Source organism: Haemophilus parainfluenzae (genome assembly GCF_003252725.1).
Taxonomy (GTDB): Bacteria; Pseudomonadota; Gammaproteobacteria; order Enterobacterales; family Pasteurellaceae; genus Haemophilus_D; species Haemophilus_D parainfluenzae_L.
The window spans coordinates 50,755-68,936 of record NZ_QEPO01000006.1 but is presented as its reverse complement, the minus strand read 5'-3'; the positions used below and the strand labels follow the sequence as shown (position 1 = coordinate 68,936).

The 18,182-nt window shown below is 39.3% G+C and carries 16 protein-coding genes, 1 tRNA gene and 1 riboswitch; of the genes, 9 read left to right on the top strand and 8 right to left on the bottom strand.

All coding sequences use genetic code 11. The annotated features are described in order from the left end of the window. The first annotated feature begins 278 nt into the window (after positions 1–278). Positions 279–354 (top strand) — tRNA-Asn (locus DPV85_RS07700). Positions 355–486: 132 nt separating this feature from the next. On the opposite strand, the gene DPV85_RS07695 is transcribed toward DPV85_RS07700, so the two are convergent. From DPV85_RS07695 to DPV85_RS07685, 3 genes are read right to left on the bottom strand one after another with little or no spacing between them, the layout of a single operon-like run. Continuing rightward, positions 487–1,260, bottom strand: a complete 774-nt coding sequence (locus DPV85_RS07695) for a TIGR01619 family protein (RefSeq protein WP_111327621.1) — start codon at positions 1,258–1,260, stop codon at positions 487–489. Between the two features lie 9 nt (positions 1,261–1,269). Beyond that, positions 1,270–2,073, bottom strand: a complete 804-nt coding sequence (gene xthA / locus DPV85_RS07690; protein WP_111327620.1) for an exodeoxyribonuclease III — start codon at positions 2,071–2,073, stop codon at positions 1,270–1,272. A 51-nt stretch (positions 2,074–2,124) separates the two neighbouring features. Beyond that, positions 2,125–2,817, bottom strand: a complete 693-nt coding sequence (locus DPV85_RS07685; protein WP_111327619.1) for a TIGR01621 family pseudouridine synthase — start codon at positions 2,815–2,817, stop codon at positions 2,125–2,127. An 18-nt stretch (positions 2,818–2,835) separates the two neighbouring features. Between DPV85_RS07685 and cls the strand changes: the two genes are divergently transcribed. Beyond that, entirely contained in the window at positions 2,836–4,296 is a 1,461-nt protein-coding gene (gene cls / locus DPV85_RS07680) for a cardiolipin synthase (RefSeq protein ID WP_111327618.1), read from the top strand. Positions 4,297–4,359: 63 nt separating this feature from the next. On the opposite strand, the gene DPV85_RS07675 is transcribed toward cls, so the two are convergent. Continuing rightward, entirely contained in the window at positions 4,360–5,880 is a 1,521-nt protein-coding gene (locus DPV85_RS07675) for a Na+/H+ antiporter NhaC family protein (protein WP_111327617.1), read from the bottom strand. Between the two features lie 60 nt (positions 5,881–5,940). Further along, a riboswitch (Lysine riboswitch) is annotated at positions 5,941–6,118 on the bottom strand. Between the two features lie 298 nt (positions 6,119–6,416). Here DPV85_RS07675 and DPV85_RS07670 point away from each other — a divergent pair. The 3 genes from DPV85_RS07670 to aroA all read left to right on the top strand — a co-directional run bounded on the left by DPV85_RS07670 (position 6,417) and on the right by aroA (position 9,026). Continuing rightward, positions 6,417–6,821, top strand: coding sequence for an H-NS family histone-like protein (locus DPV85_RS07670; protein WP_111327616.1), 405 nt, complete (start codon positions 6,417–6,419; stop codon positions 6,819–6,821). A gap of 70 nt (positions 6,822–6,891) precedes the next feature. Beyond that, positions 6,892–7,728: a formyltetrahydrofolate deformylase gene (gene purU / locus DPV85_RS07665; RefSeq protein WP_111327615.1), complete on the top strand. Its 837-nt coding sequence runs from the start codon at positions 6,892–6,894 to the stop codon at positions 7,726–7,728. Beyond that, a complete protein-coding gene (gene aroA / locus DPV85_RS07660; protein WP_111327614.1) occupies positions 7,728–9,026 on the top strand; it encodes a 3-phosphoshikimate 1-carboxyvinyltransferase in 1,299 nt (432 codons plus the stop codon). The genes purU and aroA overlap by 1 nt, the downstream gene beginning before the upstream one ends. Before the next feature lie 43 nt (positions 9,027–9,069). Here the strand turns inward: aroA and folE are convergent, their stop codons facing one another. Then, a complete protein-coding gene (gene folE, locus DPV85_RS07655) occupies positions 9,070–9,720 on the bottom strand; it encodes a GTP cyclohydrolase I FolE (RefSeq protein WP_111327613.1) in 651 nt (216 codons plus the stop codon). A gap of 155 nt (positions 9,721–9,875) precedes the next feature. Between folE and moeA the strand changes: the two genes are divergently transcribed. The 4 genes from moeA (at position 9,876) to yedF (ending at position 13,917) form a co-directional block, all read left to right on the top strand. Next, positions 9,876–11,093, top strand: coding sequence for a molybdopterin molybdotransferase MoeA (gene moeA / locus DPV85_RS07650; protein ID WP_111327612.1), 1,218 nt, complete (start codon positions 9,876–9,878; stop codon positions 11,091–11,093). Next, a complete protein-coding gene (gene moeB / locus DPV85_RS07645) occupies positions 11,093–11,815 on the top strand; it encodes a molybdopterin-synthase adenylyltransferase MoeB (RefSeq protein WP_111327611.1) in 723 nt (240 codons plus the stop codon). Before moeA ends, moeB begins: the two co-directional genes overlap by 1 nt. Before the next feature lie 567 nt (positions 11,816–12,382). Beyond that, complete coding sequence (yedE, locus tag DPV85_RS07635; RefSeq protein ID WP_070775294.1) at positions 12,383–13,606, top strand: selenium metabolism membrane protein YedE/FdhT; 1,224 nt, start codon at positions 12,383–12,385, stop codon at positions 13,604–13,606. Between the two features lie 41 nt (positions 13,607–13,647). Then, positions 13,648–13,917 carry a sulfurtransferase-like selenium metabolism protein YedF gene (yedF, locus tag DPV85_RS07630; protein ID WP_005696304.1) on the top strand — a complete coding sequence of 90 codons (270 nt, stop codon included), beginning with the start codon at positions 13,648–13,650 and terminating at the stop codon, positions 13,915–13,917. Between the two features lie 101 nt (positions 13,918–14,018). Here yedF and DPV85_RS07625 read toward each other — a convergent pair whose 3' ends face one another. The 3 genes from DPV85_RS07625 to pntA form a co-directional block, all read right to left on the bottom strand. Next, on the bottom strand, positions 14,019–14,858 hold the full coding sequence (locus DPV85_RS07625) for a hypothetical protein (RefSeq protein WP_111327609.1): 840 nt from the start codon (positions 14,856–14,858) through the stop codon (positions 14,019–14,021). A 119-nt stretch (positions 14,859–14,977) separates the two neighbouring features. Then, positions 14,978–16,357, bottom strand: a complete 1,380-nt coding sequence (gene pntB / locus DPV85_RS07620) for a Re/Si-specific NAD(P)(+) transhydrogenase subunit beta (protein WP_049368844.1) — start codon at positions 16,355–16,357, stop codon at positions 14,978–14,980. 10 nt (positions 16,358–16,367) lie between these two features. After that, the gene (gene pntA, locus DPV85_RS07615; RefSeq protein WP_111327608.1) at positions 16,368–17,909 is read right to left on the bottom strand and encodes a Re/Si-specific NAD(P)(+) transhydrogenase subunit alpha; all 1,542 of its coding nucleotides are present in this window, start codon (positions 17,907–17,909) and stop codon (positions 16,368–16,370) included. Positions 17,910–18,182 lie beyond the last annotated feature (273 nt).

Below are 18,182 nucleotides of genomic sequence, written 5' to 3'. Positions count from 1 at the left end.
CAAAATTGAAAAATATTTTATTTTTTTTGCTGGACTTTATATAACATATTGATATTTAAATAAATATCAACGAATGGCTAATAGATGAACAATTTGAGACAAAGCCAGTCTGCACCAGTGGTTGACCATTTTAAACAAAAACAATCCACAAAGTTATCCACAGGCTTTGTGGATAGCAAAAACGGTAAATTTTTTTGCAATTTTTTTCATTTTGAGTATTGACAAGCGACAGGTCGCTCATTAAAATGCGCGCCTATTCTTTGTGATACCAAATTTATTCCTCCTTAGTTCAGTCGGTAGAACGGTGGACTGTTAATCCATATGTCGCAGGTTCGAGTCCCGCAGGAGGAGCCAAATTTCTCTTTTGGTTTAGCTTTCGTTTGTCTCCTTTTACGAATCCTAAATTTGTAGCCAAAAGAATTTAAGCCCATCGTGTTGATGGGCTTTATTTTTATCTAATCTATACTGATTTGCTGAGTTATCAGACTAATTTAATGATGACCGGTCATCCATTAAATTATCGCATTCCCAGCCAATATAGTCGCCAGAAAACTCCATGGCTAATTTTTCAAAGCGATCTACCCACTCGAAGATCTCATTACTGTCTAACGAAAGCTCTTGCTCCAATTTCACCATAAAGTAAGGCGCTTCATCTTCTTCTGTTTGAATGGCTTGGCTAGAATATTTCAACGTATTGAACGACACTTTTCCAAGTGTTAGTTCATCCATAAAGGGGAACATTTTTTCTTCTTCATCAAAATGGAAAGTATGCTCAATTAAATAAGTGTCACTTAAATTACGCCCTTTGCTATTCAGCATGCTCAAAATCTCTTCTGTCGCATTTAATTTCATTTCCAATGGTGAAGCCAATAAGAAATCGAAATAAGTGTCCCAATTGGGATCATCCTGTACATTAATCTCAGAAACAAAATCAAGCTGCTGAAGGGTTTCTTTAAGCAAAGCATCATGTTCACAATAGAAATGCATTTTTGCCTGATGGTTGCAAATAAAGTGCCCAGCAAAAAAAACATTTGGAAGTGCGGTCAATTGTGCAAGGATTTTAAAAAGACGATTAATCAATTTTTCATATTCGTCTTCATTCGGCAAACCGTCCTCATCTCCCTGATAAGGCACAGTAAATTGCACAACTTTACTAAGATGTTTACCATGATAAACATCTAAATCTTCAATATTTGCGGTAAACACGGCAGGCATACCATTCACTTGGGAACGGTAATTCTGCCAATTTGCCATATCCATGTTGCTTTCCTATTTAAACTCTGCCCAGATTGGTGCGTGATCGGACGGTTTTTCCATCGCACGAATATCCAATGCAATGCCGACGTCCACGCAACGCTCTGCTAATTGATGATTCACTAAAATATGATCGATACGTAATCCACGGTTATCATCGAAACCTTTTGATCGATAATCAAACCACGAGAACTTGTTATTGACTGTTGGGTTTAATTTACGGAACGTATCTTCCAATCCATAATCGTATAAGCGTTGATACCATTCACGCTCTTCCGGTAAGAATGAACATTTGCCAGTACGCAACCAACGTTTGCGGTTTTCATCGCCAATGCCAATATCTAAATCGCTTGGACTAATATTCATATCCCCCATAATTAAAACTGGATTGGTTTTATCGTGATTTTGTTCTAAATAGCGTTGAAGATCCGCATAAAATTTTTCTTTTGCTGGAAACTTAGTTTCATGAGCACGGCTTTCGCCTTGTGGAAAATAGCCATTAATTACCGTTAACAAACCAAACGGGGTTTCTAAATCTGCCATAATAATGCGTTTTTGCGCATCTTCATTATCTGTTGGAAAACCACGACGCACCACTTTGGGTTCTTGTTTGGTTAACAGTGCGACACCGTAATGCCCTTTTTGCCCATGGTGAAAAACGTGATAGCCTAGATTTTCAGTAATTGCATAAGGAAAATCTTCATCTGCCACTTTAATTTCTTGTAAACCAATCACATCCGGTTGGTATTTTTCAATAATTGCTTCGAGTTGATGAGGGCGGGCACGTAAACCATTAATATTAAAAGAGATAAATTTCATTTTTGTTCCTAATGTGAAAATTTGTGGCTATTATACAAAATAATTGAAATCTTAACCGCACTTTTCCTGTTCCGTTGACTCAGCACTTGCTGAGCCAAATTTTTGAATCTGAGATTGAACCTTCTCACGATGCCACCACTCCCCTTCTTTAGGAAGAGTAAATACATCAAATGCCTGACCTTTAAATTCAAATTTCAATCTTGCAGCATGTAAATAAGTGCGGTCAATATTTTCAGTGTTTTTAGCATAAAGCGCATCGCCTAAAATCGGGCTACCTAAGCTTTTCATTGCTACACGCAATTGATGGGTTTTGCCTGTTTGTGGCTTTAAGATAAATAATCGTAAATTAGGCTCACAACTTACACTTTCAAAACGCGTAATCGCGGGATTTTCTTTCGATTGGCAAAGTTTCCAGGCGCCGTTTCTGGCCTTTTGCATATCCCCGACAATCAATCCTTGCTTCTTTTTGGGTTTCTGATTGCTAAGGGCGAGATAAGTTTTTTGAATATGGTGTTCAGAAAAAAGTCGGAAAAATTCAGCCGCACTTTCGGCGTTCAATGCTAAAATGAGTAAACCTGATGTCACTTTATCTAACCGATGTACAAGCCAGACTTGTGGCATGCCAAACTGCTCAGCAAGCAAAGTGGTTAAACCAATTTCACTCTGATCTTTATGCACACTTATCCCACAAGGCTTATAAATAATGATAAAATCATCTGTCTGATAAATAATGTCTAATTTCATAAGTGCGGTCAAAGATTAATGAGTTTTGAACATATTATACTGGTTTATATTATTCCCGTGTTAATTTGGGTAGCAGTTATTTCTGTCACCTTGCGTTTACTCGTCAAAAAACAAGCGGTTTCTGCTACGTTGTCATGGCTGATGATTATCTACCTTGTGCCACTGATTGGCGTCATTGCTTATTTAATTTTTGGTGAGATTAAACTAGGTACGCGCCGAGCCAAAGCCTTTCAATTGTTAAAACCTAAATATACCCAATGGCTTCAGCAACTGTCAGAACAAAAAGATCTGGTTACACATTCCCAGGATCCTCGTTATCGTGCTTTATTTAAACTAGTCCACCACCGCTTAGGTATTCCGAACATTCGAGGTAATGAATTACATATTCTCGACACGCCAGAAAGCATCATTCGAAGTATCATTCGTGATATTCAACAAGCACATCATTCCATTAATATGGTGTTCTATATTTGGAGCAATGATGGCATGATTAATGAAGTGAAACAAGCCTTAGAAGAAGCCGTGCAACGTGGAGTTAAAGTTTGTCTTTTACTCGATTCCGTTGGCAGTAATGCTTTTTTGAAAAGCCTTGTTTGTAAAGAAATGCGAGAAAAAGGCATTGAAATTACCGAAGCGCTACATGTAAATTTATTCCGGATGTTCTTCAGCCGAATTGATTTACGTCAACATCGTAAAATCATCATCATTGATAATCAAATTGCCTATACAGGCAGTATGAACATGGTGGACCCAAATTTCTTCAAACAAGACAGCAACGTAGGCAATTGGATAGACGTGATGGTGCGAATCAACGGTCCTGTTTCACCGATTTTAAACAGCTTACATGCTTGGGATTGGGAAATTGAAACTACGGAAGAATTACCTCTTTTATTGCCCAATTGTCCACTTGTGGAAATTGACGATAACGACACCCATTCTGTGCAAGTTATTGCGAGTGGCCCCGCATTCCCAGATGATTTAATTGCTCAATCTCTTGCGACTGTCATTTATGCGGCAAAAGAAAGTATTGTGATCACTTCACCTTACTTTGTGCCAAGTCACAATATTGCTGAAGCATTACGTATTGCCGCATTCCGATGTGTTGACATCACGCTTATTTTACCTAAAAACAATGATTCCTTGATGGTTCGTTGGGCAAGTCGGACGTTCTTTGATGATTTACTCGAGGCTGGTGTCAAAATTTATCATTTTGAAGCGGGACTTCTGCATACAAAAAGTATACTGATTGACAATAAACTTGCACTTGTTGGCACTGTAAATATGGATTTGCGTAGCTTTTTACTTAATTTTGAAATCACTATTGCTGTCGAAGATCGTAATTTTGCTAATGAAGTTGCAACACTCCACGAAAATTATTTGGCGAATTCATCTGAACTCAATATGCAAGAATGGCTCAATCGACCTTTCTATCATCGAATTATCGAACGGTTATTTTTCTTGTTTAGTCCATTACTCTAATTTTCACAATAAATACAAAAAGGGCGTACTACACAGTACGCCCTTTCTTTTTCACGTTTATGCTTAACGTTTTTTCACGATAAACACTAAAGCTACTAAAACAACCGCTGTTGTCACAAATCCAGCTAAACCTGATTCTGTAAAGCCAACCACAATGTAGCCCACAGCACTTGCTGTCGCAACAGTTGCCGCATAAGGTAATTGTGTGGTGACGTGATCCATATGGTTACATTTTGCCCCAGTTGATGACAAAATAGTCGTATCAGAAACAGGCGAACAGTGGTCGCCACATACCGCGCCAGCCATTACTGCAGATAAGCAAGGAAGTAATAACTCTGGAGCAGAGTTGGTCGCCATTGCTGCTGCGATTGGTAACATAATGCCAAATGTCCCCCAGCTTGTCCCTGTTGAGAACGCCATTGCCGCACCAAGTATAAATAAAAGAACAGGTAAAAATTGAACAGGAATGCTACCACTCACTAAAGAAGATAAGTATTTACCGGTTTGCGCATCCCCCACCACTTTATTGATTGTCCACGCAAAAAATAGGATCGCAATTGCACCTAACATGGATTTAATACCGGCAATCCACGCTTTTCCGTATTCTTGTAAAGAAACTTGACGCTCAAGAATAATCAATAATGTTGACATTGCAACCGCACTTGAACCCCCAACTACAAGCGAAATACCGACGGTTGTATTTTCAAATGCGCCTAAGATACTAAATGGTTTTCCATCTGCCGCTAAGGCTTCACTCCCCGTATGAATCATCATGAAAACAGTGACGGTAATTAAGACTAAAATCGGTAAAATTAAGTTGCGAACTTTACCTTTCACACCTTCAATGACTTCTTCTTTATAATCGCGCTCCATGGCTAATTTTTCATGACGCGCCATTGATGCAATATCAAATGAAAAATAAGCGACAAAGAATACCATCAATAATGAAAAGATCGCATAGTAGTTCATTGAACTCATGGCGACAAATGCACCCATAGGGGTATAAGAGGTAATAGAGTAAGTCGCCAATAGACCAGCCACAAGAGTAATAATGTATGCACCCCAGCTTGATACCGGCATCATGACACACATTGGTGCAGCAGTAGAATCAAGAATGTACGCTAATTTTGCACGAGACACTTTGAAACGATCGGTGACTGGACGAGCAATAGCGCCTACAGCAAGACTGTGGAAGTAATCATCAATAAAGGTCACAAACACTAAAGATGCTGCTAATAATTTCGCACCACGACGACCTTTAATTTTATTTTGAGCCCATTCAGCAAAAGCTCGGTTGCTGCCTGACACGGTTAAAAGCGAAGTTAATACCCCAAGTAATACTAAGAAGAACACGATATTCATATTTGAATTCATGCCTTCCTCGCTACTATAAACGAGAGCAACAACATTATCTTTTAAATAAATAAGCGCATTCAATGGGTTGAAATCAACCAACATTAACGCACCAACAATAATCCCTGCGCTTAGGGACACCAAAACCCGACGTGTTGCAATCGCTAAAATGATCGCGAGTAATGCGGGTATAATTGAATAAGCAGATGAAGAATAATCGACTAGTTCCATTAAGTTATACCTTATAAAATAATGGAGACAACGGCAAGAAAAGATACAAGCATGACCTGACCGAACCGTAGCGCTCCATAGTTAATACACAAAAACTATGACAGTCACGTTCCTTTCGAAGACGTGACCAACCGAATAAGATGACGCCTATTCGATTTCGGCAATCATTCCTTTCCTTTCCCTTCAACGCTATCCACTCCAGGAAAATACTTATAATGACCGCATCTCTACTGTTGTATAGGATGGTGAGAGATTACATTAAAATGAATAAAATTACCAATAAAATCTTGCACTTTCAGTGAAATCTATTCTTTTATTAAAAATGACGTATTAATTTGTTAATTCATTGTTACACAATTTTATGACTAAAAGATTGCAATAGTATAGAAAACAAGTCACTCCATAATATGGAGTATAATGAGATCAGACCAATTAATTCTTTAAATTAGGCGAATTAATATTTACCAAATATATTATTTTCGCTATTATATATATCTAGAAAATAATTAAGCATTCACACATATAAAGGGGTAATAATGAACGAATTAACAAAAGGTTTAACGAACCTTCGTAGTTTACGTGCTGCTGTACGCGATTTAACATTAGAGCAAGCCGAAAGCTCACTTTTAAAATTACAAGCTGCCGTTGAAGAAAAACGTGCTCAAGCGGCTGAAATTGAACAAGCTGAACAAGAACGTCGTGCTCGTATTGCCAAATATAAAGAATTAATTAAACAAGAAGGTATCACTTCGGAAGAATTAACTGCAATTATCGGTATTGCCCCTTCTTCAATTCGTAAAAAACGTGAACCTCGCCCGGCAAAATACAAATATACTGATGAAACTGGTCAAGAAAGAACATGGACAGGTCAAGGCCGTACACCTCGTGTGATTCAAAAGGCCTTAGATAAAGGTGCCTCTTTAGCTTCTTTTGAAATCTAATTTCACATTAACAATGTAGAACCCATTTTTATGGGTTCTCTTTTTTTATTTATCTTGCAAAATATTTATTATGTTAGAAAAGAAAATATTACTGACCGATTGTCCTGATGATAAAGGCTTAATCGCCAAAATCACCAATATTTGTTACAAACATCAATTAAATATCCTTCATAACAATGAGTTCGTTGATTTTGAAACGAAACATTTCTTTATGCGTACCGAATTGGAAGGGATTTTTAATGAAGAAACCTTGTTGGCTGATTTAAATTATAGTTTGCCGAAAGGGACAAACTGTCGTCTAATCAGTGCAAAACGTAAACGTATCGTGATTTTAGTCACCAAAGAAGCGCATTGCTTAGGTGATATTTTAATGAAAAATTACTACGGTGCGTTAGATGTAGAAATTGCGGCAGTAATTGGAAATCACGATAATTTACGCGAATTAGTTGAACGTTTTGACGTTCCATTCCATTGTGTCAGTCATGAAGGTCTCACTCGTGTGGAACATGATAAATTACTGGCTGAAAAAATTGATGAATATGTACCTGATTACATTGTATTAGCAAAATATATGCGTGTATTAAATCCAGAATTCGTAGCACGTTATCCAAATCGTGTGATTAATATTCACCATTCATTCTTACCGGCATTTATTGGTGCAAAACCTTATCAACAAGCCTATGAACGCGGTGTGAAAATTATTGGTGCAACGGCCCACTTTATTAATAATGAATTGGATCAAGGTCCGATCATTATGCAAAATGTGATTAATGTGGATCACACTTACTCTGCCGATGCCATGATGCGTGCAGGCCGTGATGTGGAAAAAACAGTATTAAGCCGTGCGCTTGATCTTGCCTTACATGATCGTATTTTTGTGTATAAAAATAAAACGGTGGTCTTGTAATGAAAGCAATCACTTTAGAGCCAATTTCTCGCATTGAAGGTGAGATCAACTTACCGGGTTCGAAAAGTTTATCGAACCGTGCATTATTATTAGCGGCATTGGCTAAAGGCACCACAACGGTCACTAACTTGTTAGACAGTGATGACATTCGTCATATGCTAAACGCCCTTAAAGCTTTAGGTGTAAATTACCAGCTTTCTGAAGACAAAACTTGCTATGAAGTTGAAGGATTAGGTGGCGCATTTCAGGTTGAAAATGGCTTGTCGCTGTTTCTCGGTAATGCCGGTACAGCCATGCGTCCTTTAACGGCTGCGCTTTGTTTAAAAGGTAACACTGAAGGCGAAGTCATTTTGACCGGTGAGCCTCGAATGAAAGAACGCCCGATCAAACATTTAGTTGATGCACTTCTTCAAGCGGGGGCTAATGTTCGTTATTTAGAAAATGACGGTTACCCACCAGTTGCGATTCGTAATCAAGGGATTAAAGGTGGAGTGATTACAATTGACGGTTCAATTTCTTCTCAATTTTTGACCGCACTTTTAATGGCAGCACCTCTTGCTGAAGGCGATTTAGATATCCATATTGTGGGTGATTTAGTTTCAAAACCTTATATTGATATCACCCTCGCTATGATGAAAGATTTTGGTATTTCAGTTGAAAATCAACATTATCAAGTGTTTAAGGTGAAAGGTAACCAATCCTATTTGTCACCTGGCAAATATATGGTGGAAGGTGATGCTTCATCTGCCTCTTATTTCCTTGCCGCCGCCGCGATTAAAGGCAATGTAAAAGTGACAGGAATTGGTAAGCATTCCATTCAAGGCGACCGCCTATTTGCCGATGTGCTAGAAAAAATGGGAGCCAAAATCACTTGGGGTGAAGATTTTATTGAAGCTGAACAAGCTGAACTCCATGGCATTGATATGGATATGAACCACATTCCTGATGCAGCCATGACTATCGCGACAACCGCTTTATTTGCAAAGGGTGAAACCGTTATTCGCAATATTTATAACTGGCGAGTGAAAGAAACTGATCGCCTTTCAGCTATGGCTGCTGAGTTACGAAAAGTCGGTGCGGAAGTTGAAGAAGGTGAAGATTTCATTCGCATTCAACCACTTGCCTCTTCTCAATTTAAACATGCCGAAATTGAGACCTATAATGATCACCGTATGGCAATGTGCTTTGCGTTGATTGCTTTATCGGATACCCCCGTCACGATTTTAGATCCGAAATGTACGGCTAAAACCTTCCCAACATTCTTCGATGAATTTGAGAAATTAAGTGTTAGAAACTAAATCTTAAACAAAAAGCACCGAGCATTCGGTGCTTTTTTTACTTCTAAATGGAAGATAAAAATTCTTTGCGGGTTTCGCGATCTTCTAAAAAGACCCCGCCATAGGCTGATGTCACTGTATAACTATGGGTATCTTTTACTCCGCGAGCTTTCACACAGAAATGTGTCGCTTTCACATAAACTGCCACATCATCGGTTTCTAAAATGGTTTGAAATGCCGTTAAAAGCTGTTCGGTTAAACGCTCTTGTACTTGTGGGCGTTGCGCAAAAAACGCCACAATGCGATTGATTTTAGACAAGCCAATCACCCAATCTTTCGGGTAATAGGCGACGGCAACATTACCATCAATTGTCACAAAATGGTGTTCGCAAGTACTGGTCAACGTGATGTCATTCACTTGCACCATTTCGCTCACTTTCATTTGGTTTTTGATTTTCGTCATTTTCGGGAAATTGGCGTAGTCCATTCCACTGAAAATTTCATCAATAAACATTTTAGCTAAACGATTTGGCGTTTCTTCTAAGCTATCATCACGCAGATCTAATCCAATCAATTTCATCACTTCACGCATATGCGAAGCAATCGCCGCACGGCGCTCATCTTTACATTGAGTCGGATCAATCATTGGTGTTTCGATACCTTTGGCTACCAAGGCGCGGCGGACACTTTCCGCATCAGGTGAAATAGCGTTCATTCACTTTCCATTTATAAAAAAATAATGCGTCATTTTAGCAAAAGATGAATTATTCGTAAAATGCGAAAAATCACCCTAATTTATTAATTTCCTTCATATTGTATTTCGGGCTACAATATATCCACTTTTATTTCGCTCAACCCAAAGGATTCATTATGTTGCCACTTGAAGATGCCTTGGCGCAAATGCTCAACCAACTTCCCTTCCCAACAAAAACTGAAACTCTTGCTTTAACTGAAGCCGCTGATCGTGTCTGTGCGGAAGATGTGGTTTCTCCGATTAACGTACCTTCTTTTGATAATTCCGCGATGGATGGCTATGCGGTTCGTTTAGCCGATTTACAGCAATCTATGACACTTTCTGTTGCGGGAAAATCCTTTGCGGGTAATCCGTTTCAAGGGGAATGGATAGCACAAAGTGCGGTCAGAATTATGACGGGTGCGATGATTCCAGAAGGTGCTGATGCAGTAGTTATGCAAGAAGATGTCACGGTTAATGAAGATGGAACTGTGACTTTTTCCGCATTACCAAAAGCCAATCAAAATATCCGTCGTATTGGTGAGGATGTGAAAAAAGGTGATGTGGTATTACATCAAGGGGATGAATTAAATGCCGTTTCTTTACCTTTACTTGCATCATTAGGCATCGCTGAAGTGAAAGCTTACCCACGATTAAAAGTGGCTGTGCTTTCAACGGGTGATGAATTAGTGCCTGTTGGCAAACCATTAGAAGCGGGACAAATCTACGATACCAACCGTTTCACCGTGAAATTAATGCTAGAAAAATTAAATTGTGACGTGCTCGACTTCGGTATTCTGCCGGATAACCAAGCAGAATTTGAAGCGGCTTTTGTGAAAGCACAAGCTCAGGCCGATCTTGTTATCACGAGTGGTGGTGTTTCGGTGGGTGAAGCTGACTTTACGAAAACCGTGTTAGAAAAAGTGGGCCAAGTGAATTTCTGGAAAATTGCGATGAAACCCGGCAAGCCATTTGCTTTCGGTAAATTAGAAAATGCTTGGTTCTGCGGTTTACCTGGCAATCCCGTTTCTGCATTAGTGACATTCTATCAATTAGTGCAACTGGCTATTGCCAAATTAAGCGGTAAAAAACACCCGAAAAAACAACCGCACTTTCAAGCGATTGCCCAAACCAATTTGAAAAAATCACCGGGACGTTTAGATTTCCAACGTGGTTTCTATCAAATTAATGAAAATGGTCAACTTGAAGTACACCCAGTGGGTTTCCAAGGCTCGCATTTATTCAGTTCTTTTGTGAAAAGTAACTGTTTTATTCGCCTCGAAAAAGATCGCGGCAATGTGGCTGCAGGCGAAATCGTTACCATTGAACCGTTTAATCACCTATTGGGGCAATAATGGCTGAATTAAGCTACGACGAAGAACTACGCTATAACCGCCAAATCATCTTAAAAGCGGTTGATTTTGACGGGCAAGAAAAGCTGAAAGACAGCCGAATGTTAATTGTCGGTCTGGGCGGTTTAGGCTGTGCGGCAAGTCAATATCTTGCCGCCGCTGGTGTGGGTCATTTAACTTTGTTGGATTTCGACACCGTATCGCTTTCTAATTTGCAACGTCAGGTGTTACATACTGATAGCCGATTAAATATGCCTAAAGTGGAATCGGCTAAAATCGCGTTACAACAGATTAATCCTCATGTCGAAATTGAAACCATCTATGCGCAACTTTCCGAAGAAAAACTCGCGGAAATCATACCGCACTTTGATGTGATATTAGATTGTACCGATAACGTGGATATTCGTAATGCGCTCGATAGTGGTTGTGAGAAAGCGAAGATCCCGCTAATTTCAGGTGCGGCGATTCGTTTAGAAGGACAAGTATCCGTCTTTACTTATGAACCCAATACCCCAACCTATCGCCAACTTAGCCAGCTCTTTGGGCAAAATGTTTTAAGTTGTGTAGAGGCGGGCGTACTCGCGCCAATTGTGGGTATTATTGGCTCTATTCAAGCCTTAGAAGCCATCAAAGTGCGGTTAAAAATCGGTTCAAATTTATGCGGACGTTTATTGTTAATCGATGGATTAACCATGCGTATCCGAGAAATGAAATTGCCTGTTTAAGTTTTCTCTTAACATTTAGGCAGACAGAAAGTTTGTCTAAACAAATCATTATTATGACTTAGCATTGAAACAACGTATGGGTAATATTATCTTTGAATGTTTTTTCCATTTATTTTTTGAAGGGTTATTTGAATTTCTATTCAATAAATATTCCAAATTAAGTTGGGGATTATGGTGTATATTTTCCCTACTATTTGGTTTCTATTTCTTTGCTTTCCTTAATATGGACAAATCTGCCTGGGTAATTTGTTTATTAGCTATTCTAGCTGGTGGACTTACGATGCTTATTACCCTAGTCTTCGTTTTTTTAATTGAAAAATTGATATTGCGGAAAAAATAAGGACTATAGATTGACTTTATTCTCTCATCTTAAAATTCAAAATTACCCACAAATAATTATCCCTCCCCTCGTGCATTAACAAAAAACAAATGCTATTATTTCGCTCGACAATTCATTTGTCTTATATCGCAAGTTTTGTGTATAGGAAAATGGCAGACACTTCAAAAATCTCTTCATTTTATACCACACTTGCAAATCATCATTTCATTTTAAGGATTTACTCATTCATGAAAGAGATTTTGCAGCAATTCAAACAAAATTATCTGATCAAATACTGGAATCCTGTCGCTGCAGTTATTGCTGCAGGGCTAATTTCAGCTTATTACTTTGGGGTAACTGGCACTTATTGGGCGGTTACCGGGGAATTTACCCGTTGGGGTGGCCATGCTTTGCAAGCGCTAGGCGTCGATGTATCCGACTGGAGCTATTATAAAATTATCGGTATGCAAGGCACGATCTTCACCCGTATTGATGGCGTGATGATCTTAGGTATGTTCGCGGGATGTATTTCTGCTGCACTTTGGGCAAACAACGTGAAATGGCGTAATCAACCGCACAAACGTCGTATTGTTCAAGCTCTCATTGGTGGTGCATTAGCCGGTTTTGGTGCACGTTTAGCAATGGGCTGTAACCTTGCCTCTCTCTTCACGGGTATTCCACAATTTTCTGTTCATGCTTGGTTTTTCACTATTGCCACTGCCGTAGGTACTTATGCCGGGGTAAAAGTGACCTTACTACCGATGTTTCGCGTGAAATTAGAATTGAAAAAAGGCGCGGCAAAATTACAAGAAACTGACCCGAAACAAGCGAGTCGTCGTTTTTGGATTGGTATGGTGATCTTTTTTGCTTACCTGATTGCTTCACTTTATGTGATGACAAACTCCGTCAAACTCGGTTTTGCAATGCTTTGTGGGTTAGCTTTTGGCTTATTAATTGAACGTGCTCAAATCTGCTTTACCTCTGCCTTCCGTGATTTATGGGTAACTGGCCGTGCTTATATGGCAAAAGCGATTATCTTCGGTATTATCGTGGGTACGCTCGGCGTATTCAGCTACATTCAATTAGGCGTACCAGCCAAAATCATGTGGGCGGGTCCAAATGCAATTATCGGTGGTTTATTATTTGGCTTCGGTATTGTATTAGCGGGCGGATGTGAAACCGGTTGGATGTATCGCTCAATGGAAGGTCAAGTTCACTTTATGTGGGTGGGCTTAGGCAATGTTATCGGTTCAACCTATTTAGCCTACGCCTGGGACGATCTTGCCCCTGTGCTTGCGTTAGATTACGAAAAACTTAACTTATTGAAATCCTTTGGCCCTGTTGGCGGTTTATTAGTAAATTACGGCTTGCTTATTCTCTGCTTAATCGCTGTTGTTTGGTGGGAACACCACTTCTTGAAAAAAGCCAAAGCAAAAATCGCTGCAGCAAATCCACAAGCTTGTGGTTGCTAATTAAATATTAACGAATTCATTCAAAAAAAGAGGACATTATTATGGCATTTACCGTTGTTCAAAAATTAGATAAAGATCCAAAAGACATCACCCCAGATTATACGTTAGATACGCTAGGTGAACCTTGCCCGTATCCAGCGATCGTGATGCTCGAAACTATGCCACAATTACAAAAAGGCGAAATTTTAGAGCTATTAAGTGACTGTGCCCAATCCATCAACAACATTCCTGTTGATACTAAAAACCACGGTTACACACTATTAAGCGTGGAACAAGATGGCACTAAATTACGCTATTTGATTCAACGTTAATGTAAAAAGTGCGGTCAATTTTGACCGCACTTTTATATTTTTTAGCAAGACACATCTGATAAAAAACAACTCCATTTTACTATCAGCGCTTACATTGAATCCTATTCATAATACTCATATTGATAAGTCTTTTTGGTTTTCCATACACCATCTTTATTATAGATTATCTCTTCAATAACATTGCCATGTTTATCAAATTGGTATGATACGGTTATCCAGTTGATGCGTATTCCAACGCTAAACATTTCACTTTTTAATAAGCGATAATTTTTATCAAAAGAATTTTTCACACTATTGATAAAAACGTTTAAAGATTCGGTAAATGAACCATCATTTTCGTAATGATAAGTATCGCAATCTCTTTCTACATTATCTTCAATACGACATATTTTACTCAGTTTGCCATTCTCATAGTCGTATTTTTTTATATCTGATGTTGTTTTATTCTCTACATCATACTCTTGAGTTTTGAGCAAAGTACCCGCTTTATCATAAAAATGTTCTTTATATGATGATGAAAAATCTGGTGTATCCTTATATTCTACAAACTGCACGACACCACTACCATCCTGATTTTCTAAATAACGATAAAATTTACTAAAGGTTTTTAGCTCTGGATTAGTTTCAGTCACATTATCATCCTGAATTTCTAATAATCGATTCTGATCATCATACTTATAGTAACGAATTGTGATCTTTTTTTTATCAAAAAGAACGCCCTGTTCCTTTTCTTTTATCAAAAAGCCTTGTTCGTTATAAAAGCTATCTAGATAACTTACTGTCCCATTATCGGGCAAGGCTGAATTACCTTCATCCTTGGATTTAATTGATTTCACTTTTCCTTGCAAGTGATGCTTTGTCCAATCATTCTCAATTGGAAATAATGCGAAAGCAGAAGTTGAAAAAGAAAAAAGCAATAAGAAAAATAAGGATTTATTCATAAAATTCTCTTTAAAAATTAAATATTGAATCATTCTAAATAATTACAAGAAAAATTCAATCGATAAAAAACCGCACTTTAATCTCTCAAAGTGCGGTCAGTTTTATTTCAGTTTTTTGCTTATTTGTTTAATGCAGTAAGAATGTCATCAACACGTTCTTTTGCATCACCAAAGAGCATTTGAGTGTTTTCTTTGAAGAATAATGGGTTTTGAACTCCCGCGTAACCTACCGCCATAGAGCGTTTAAATACGATAACGTTTTGTGCTTTCCATACTTCTAACACCGGCATACCTGCGATTGGGCTGTTTGGATCTTCCATCGCTGCTGGGTTTACGGTGTCGTTTGCACCGATAACTAATACCACATCGGTATCCGCGAAATCATCATTGATTTCATCCATTTCAAGCACGATGTCATAAGGCACTTTCGCTTCCGCTAAAAGTACGTTCATATGACCCGGTAAACGACCTGCAACAGGGTGAATACCAAAACGAACGTTAATACCACGCTCACGCAATTTCGCCGTAAGTTCAGCCACTGGATATTGCGCTTGTGCTACCGCCATACCATATCCTGGCGTGATGATCACAGAGCTTGCATTTTTGAGTAATTCAGCCACTTCTTCTGCGGTTGTTTCACGGTATTCGCCTTGTTCTTCATCAGAAGATACTTGAACATCATTACCAAAACCACCCGCAATAACGCTGATAAATGAGCGGTTCATCGCTTTACACATAATGTAAGAAAGAATCGCACCAGAAGAACCCACTAATGCACCAGTGACGATAAGCAAGTCATTGCTTAGCATGAAACCTGCTGCAGCCGCTGCCCAACCAGAGTATGAGTTAAGCATTGAAACCACAACCGGCATATCCGCACCACCGATAGATGCCACTAAGTGCCAGCCGAATGCAAGTGCAATCGCGGTCATGAGTAACACTGGGAAGATATTATCTGGGTTGTTTAAGAATGCCACCATCAAGAAAGCTGAAACCACTAATGCCGCTAAATTTAATTTATGGCGATGTGGCAACATTAACGCTTTTGAATTGATTTTGCCGCTTAATTTACCGAATGCTACGATAGAACCCGTGAATGTTACCGCACCGATGAAGATCCCTAAGAATACTTCAACGTTATGGATATTCATTAACACAGGATCGGTTTCGTGTGTTAAACCGTAACTGTTAAAGCCTACGAGCACTGCTGCTAAACCTACAAAACTGTGAAGGATCGCAACGAGTTCAGGCATTTCTGTCATTTCAACTTTTAATGCACGTTGAACACCAATCACGCCACCGATGATCATCGCAATAATGATCCATAATGTACCTTCAGATTGCGGGCCGAAAATGGTTGCAACAAGGGCAATTGTCATACCGACAATACCATACCAACAACCGGCTTTTGCCGTTTCATGTTTAGAAAGACCGGCTAAGCTCATAATGAAAAGTAATGCAGCGATAATATAGGCTGCTTGTACTAAACCTTCAGACATCGTCTTCTCCTTAACCTTTTCTAAACATCGCCAACATACGTTGGGTTACACGGAAACCACCAAAGATGTTGATGCTTGCCACCAAGATTGCCACAAAGGCTAATGCATCAATAAAGAAGTTGCCTGTTGGTTGTCTAATTTGCAGTAATGCACCCACAATGATGATACCTGAAATCGCATTGGTTACCGCCATAAGCGGGGTGTGTAGAGCGTGGCTAACGTTCCAAACCACGTAGTAACCAACTACACAAGCCAATACGAATACGGTGAAGTGAGAAAGGAATGCCGCTGGCGCCACAGATGCAAGCCAGAGGAATAACACACCTACACCCGCCATCACACCATATTTGATGCGAGGATCTGCTGGTTTTTCTTCCTCTTTTTTAACCGCACTTTGTGCCGCTTTCGCTTCTTGTTTTGGTTGTGCTGACACTTGGATTTGCGCTGGTGGAATTTCTTCACCATCAAGTACCACAGTCACTGCGCGTAATACCACATCTTCAAAATCGATATTGATCTTGCCGTATTTTTCTTTACAAAGTAGTTTTAATAAATTAACTAAGTTTGTACCGTAAAGTTGGGAAGATTGTGTTGGTAAACGACTTGGGAAATCGGTGTAACCAATGATTTTCACTTGGTTTTCAGTGGTGACGACTTTACCTGCTTCAGTGTAAGCACAGTTACCACCAGTTGCAGCCGCTAAGTCCACCACTACAGCACCTGGTTTCATGGAATCAACCATTTCTTTTGTGATTAAGCGAGGTGCAGGTTTACCCGGAATCGCCGCGGTGGTAATAATGATATCCACTTCTTTGGCTTGTTCCGCATAAAGCTCCATCGCACGACGGTTAAATTCTTCTGACATCACTTTCGCGTAACCATCGCCACTACCGCCTTCTTCTTTAAAATCAATTTCTAAGAAAGACGCGCCCATACTTTGTACTTGTTCTTTTACTTCAGGACGAGAGTCAAAAGCACGTACAATCGCACCAAGGCTATTCGCTGCACCAATCGCCGCAAGACCTGCAACACCCGCACCAATGACTAACACTTTTGCCGGTGGTACTTTACCTGCTGCAGTAATTTGTCCAGTGAAGAAACTACCAAATTCATGAGCTGCTTCAATCACCGCACGATAACCAGAAATATTCGCCATAGAGCTTAATGCATCAAGCGCTTGCGCACGGGAAATACGTGGCACAGAATCCATCGCTAATACATTAATTTTTTTCGACGTGAGTTTTTTCATTAAATCCGGATTTTGTGCCCGCCAAATGAAGCTCACAAGTGTTGCACCTTCCTTCATTTGATCAATTTCTGCATCCGTTGGTGGATTCACTTTAAAAATCACATCCGAATGCCACACTTCTGAACTTGAGCCAATTTTTGCGCCGGCGTCGATAAATGCTTGGTCTTCAAAACTTGCTTTGAATCCTGCATCGTGTTCTACGATGACGTCAAAGCCCAGTTTTAAGATCTGCTGAACCGTTTTTGGCGTCGCCGCCACACGATTTTCGCTATCAAGCAGTTCTCTAGGTACACCAATTAACATAAATGTTTCCCTCTGGTTGATGAAATTTCAGACAAACTCACGCCTGTCCCTGTCTCTTAAATGACAAAAAGTCATGCGATGGTAAATGTATCACTTATTAAGGTTATTTGGGGAATTTTTTTAACTGGTTTTACAAGATATTGTGATAGGGATCATAAAAGAATCGAGATAAACGCGTAGGGTACTTAACTTTTAGTCTAACACAATGATTATTCATCAGAAACTGACTAATCAAAAATAGATAAAAAACAGACCGCACTTATATACGAAGGA

What these genes read in the sequence shown, in the direction of transcription:
- DPV85_RS07695 (WP_111327621.1), bottom strand. Translation starts at nt 1,260, where the DNA reads ATGGATATGGCAAATTGGCAGAATTACCGTTCCCAAGTGAATGGTATG.
- xthA (WP_111327620.1), bottom strand. Translation starts at nt 2,073, where the DNA reads ATGAAATTTATCTCTTTTAATATTAATGGTTTACGTGCCCGCCCTCAT.
- DPV85_RS07685 (WP_111327619.1), bottom strand. Translation starts at nt 2,817, where the DNA reads ATGAAATTAGACATTATTTATCAGACAGATGATTTTATCATTATTTAT.
- cls (WP_111327618.1), top strand. Translation starts at nt 2,836, where the DNA reads ATGAGTTTTGAACATATTATACTGGTTTATATTATTCCCGTGTTAATT.
- DPV85_RS07675 (WP_111327617.1), bottom strand. Translation starts at nt 5,880, where the DNA reads ATGGAACTAGTCGATTATTCTTCATCTGCTTATTCAATTATACCCGCA.
- DPV85_RS07670 (WP_111327616.1), top strand. Translation starts at nt 6,417, where the DNA reads ATGAACGAATTAACAAAAGGTTTAACGAACCTTCGTAGTTTACGTGCT.
- purU (WP_111327615.1), top strand. Translation starts at nt 6,892, where the DNA reads ATGTTAGAAAAGAAAATATTACTGACCGATTGTCCTGATGATAAAGGC.
- aroA (WP_111327614.1), top strand. Translation starts at nt 7,728, where the DNA reads ATGAAAGCAATCACTTTAGAGCCAATTTCTCGCATTGAAGGTGAGATC.
- folE (WP_111327613.1), bottom strand. Translation starts at nt 9,720, where the DNA reads ATGAACGCTATTTCACCTGATGCGGAAAGTGTCCGCCGCGCCTTGGTA.
- moeA (WP_111327612.1), top strand. Translation starts at nt 9,876, where the DNA reads ATGTTGCCACTTGAAGATGCCTTGGCGCAAATGCTCAACCAACTTCCC.
- moeB (WP_111327611.1), top strand. Translation starts at nt 11,093, where the DNA reads ATGGCTGAATTAAGCTACGACGAAGAACTACGCTATAACCGCCAAATC.
- yedE (WP_070775294.1), top strand. Translation starts at nt 12,383, where the DNA reads ATGAAAGAGATTTTGCAGCAATTCAAACAAAATTATCTGATCAAATAC.
- yedF (WP_005696304.1), top strand. Translation starts at nt 13,648, where the DNA reads ATGGCATTTACCGTTGTTCAAAAATTAGATAAAGATCCAAAAGACATC.
- DPV85_RS07625 (WP_111327609.1), bottom strand. Translation starts at nt 14,858, where the DNA reads ATGAATAAATCCTTATTTTTCTTATTGCTTTTTTCTTTTTCAACTTCT.
- pntB (WP_049368844.1), bottom strand. Translation starts at nt 16,357, where the DNA reads ATGTCTGAAGGTTTAGTACAAGCAGCCTATATTATCGCTGCATTACTT.
- pntA (WP_111327608.1), bottom strand. Translation starts at nt 17,909, where the DNA reads ATGTTAATTGGTGTACCTAGAGAACTGCTTGATAGCGAAAATCGTGTG.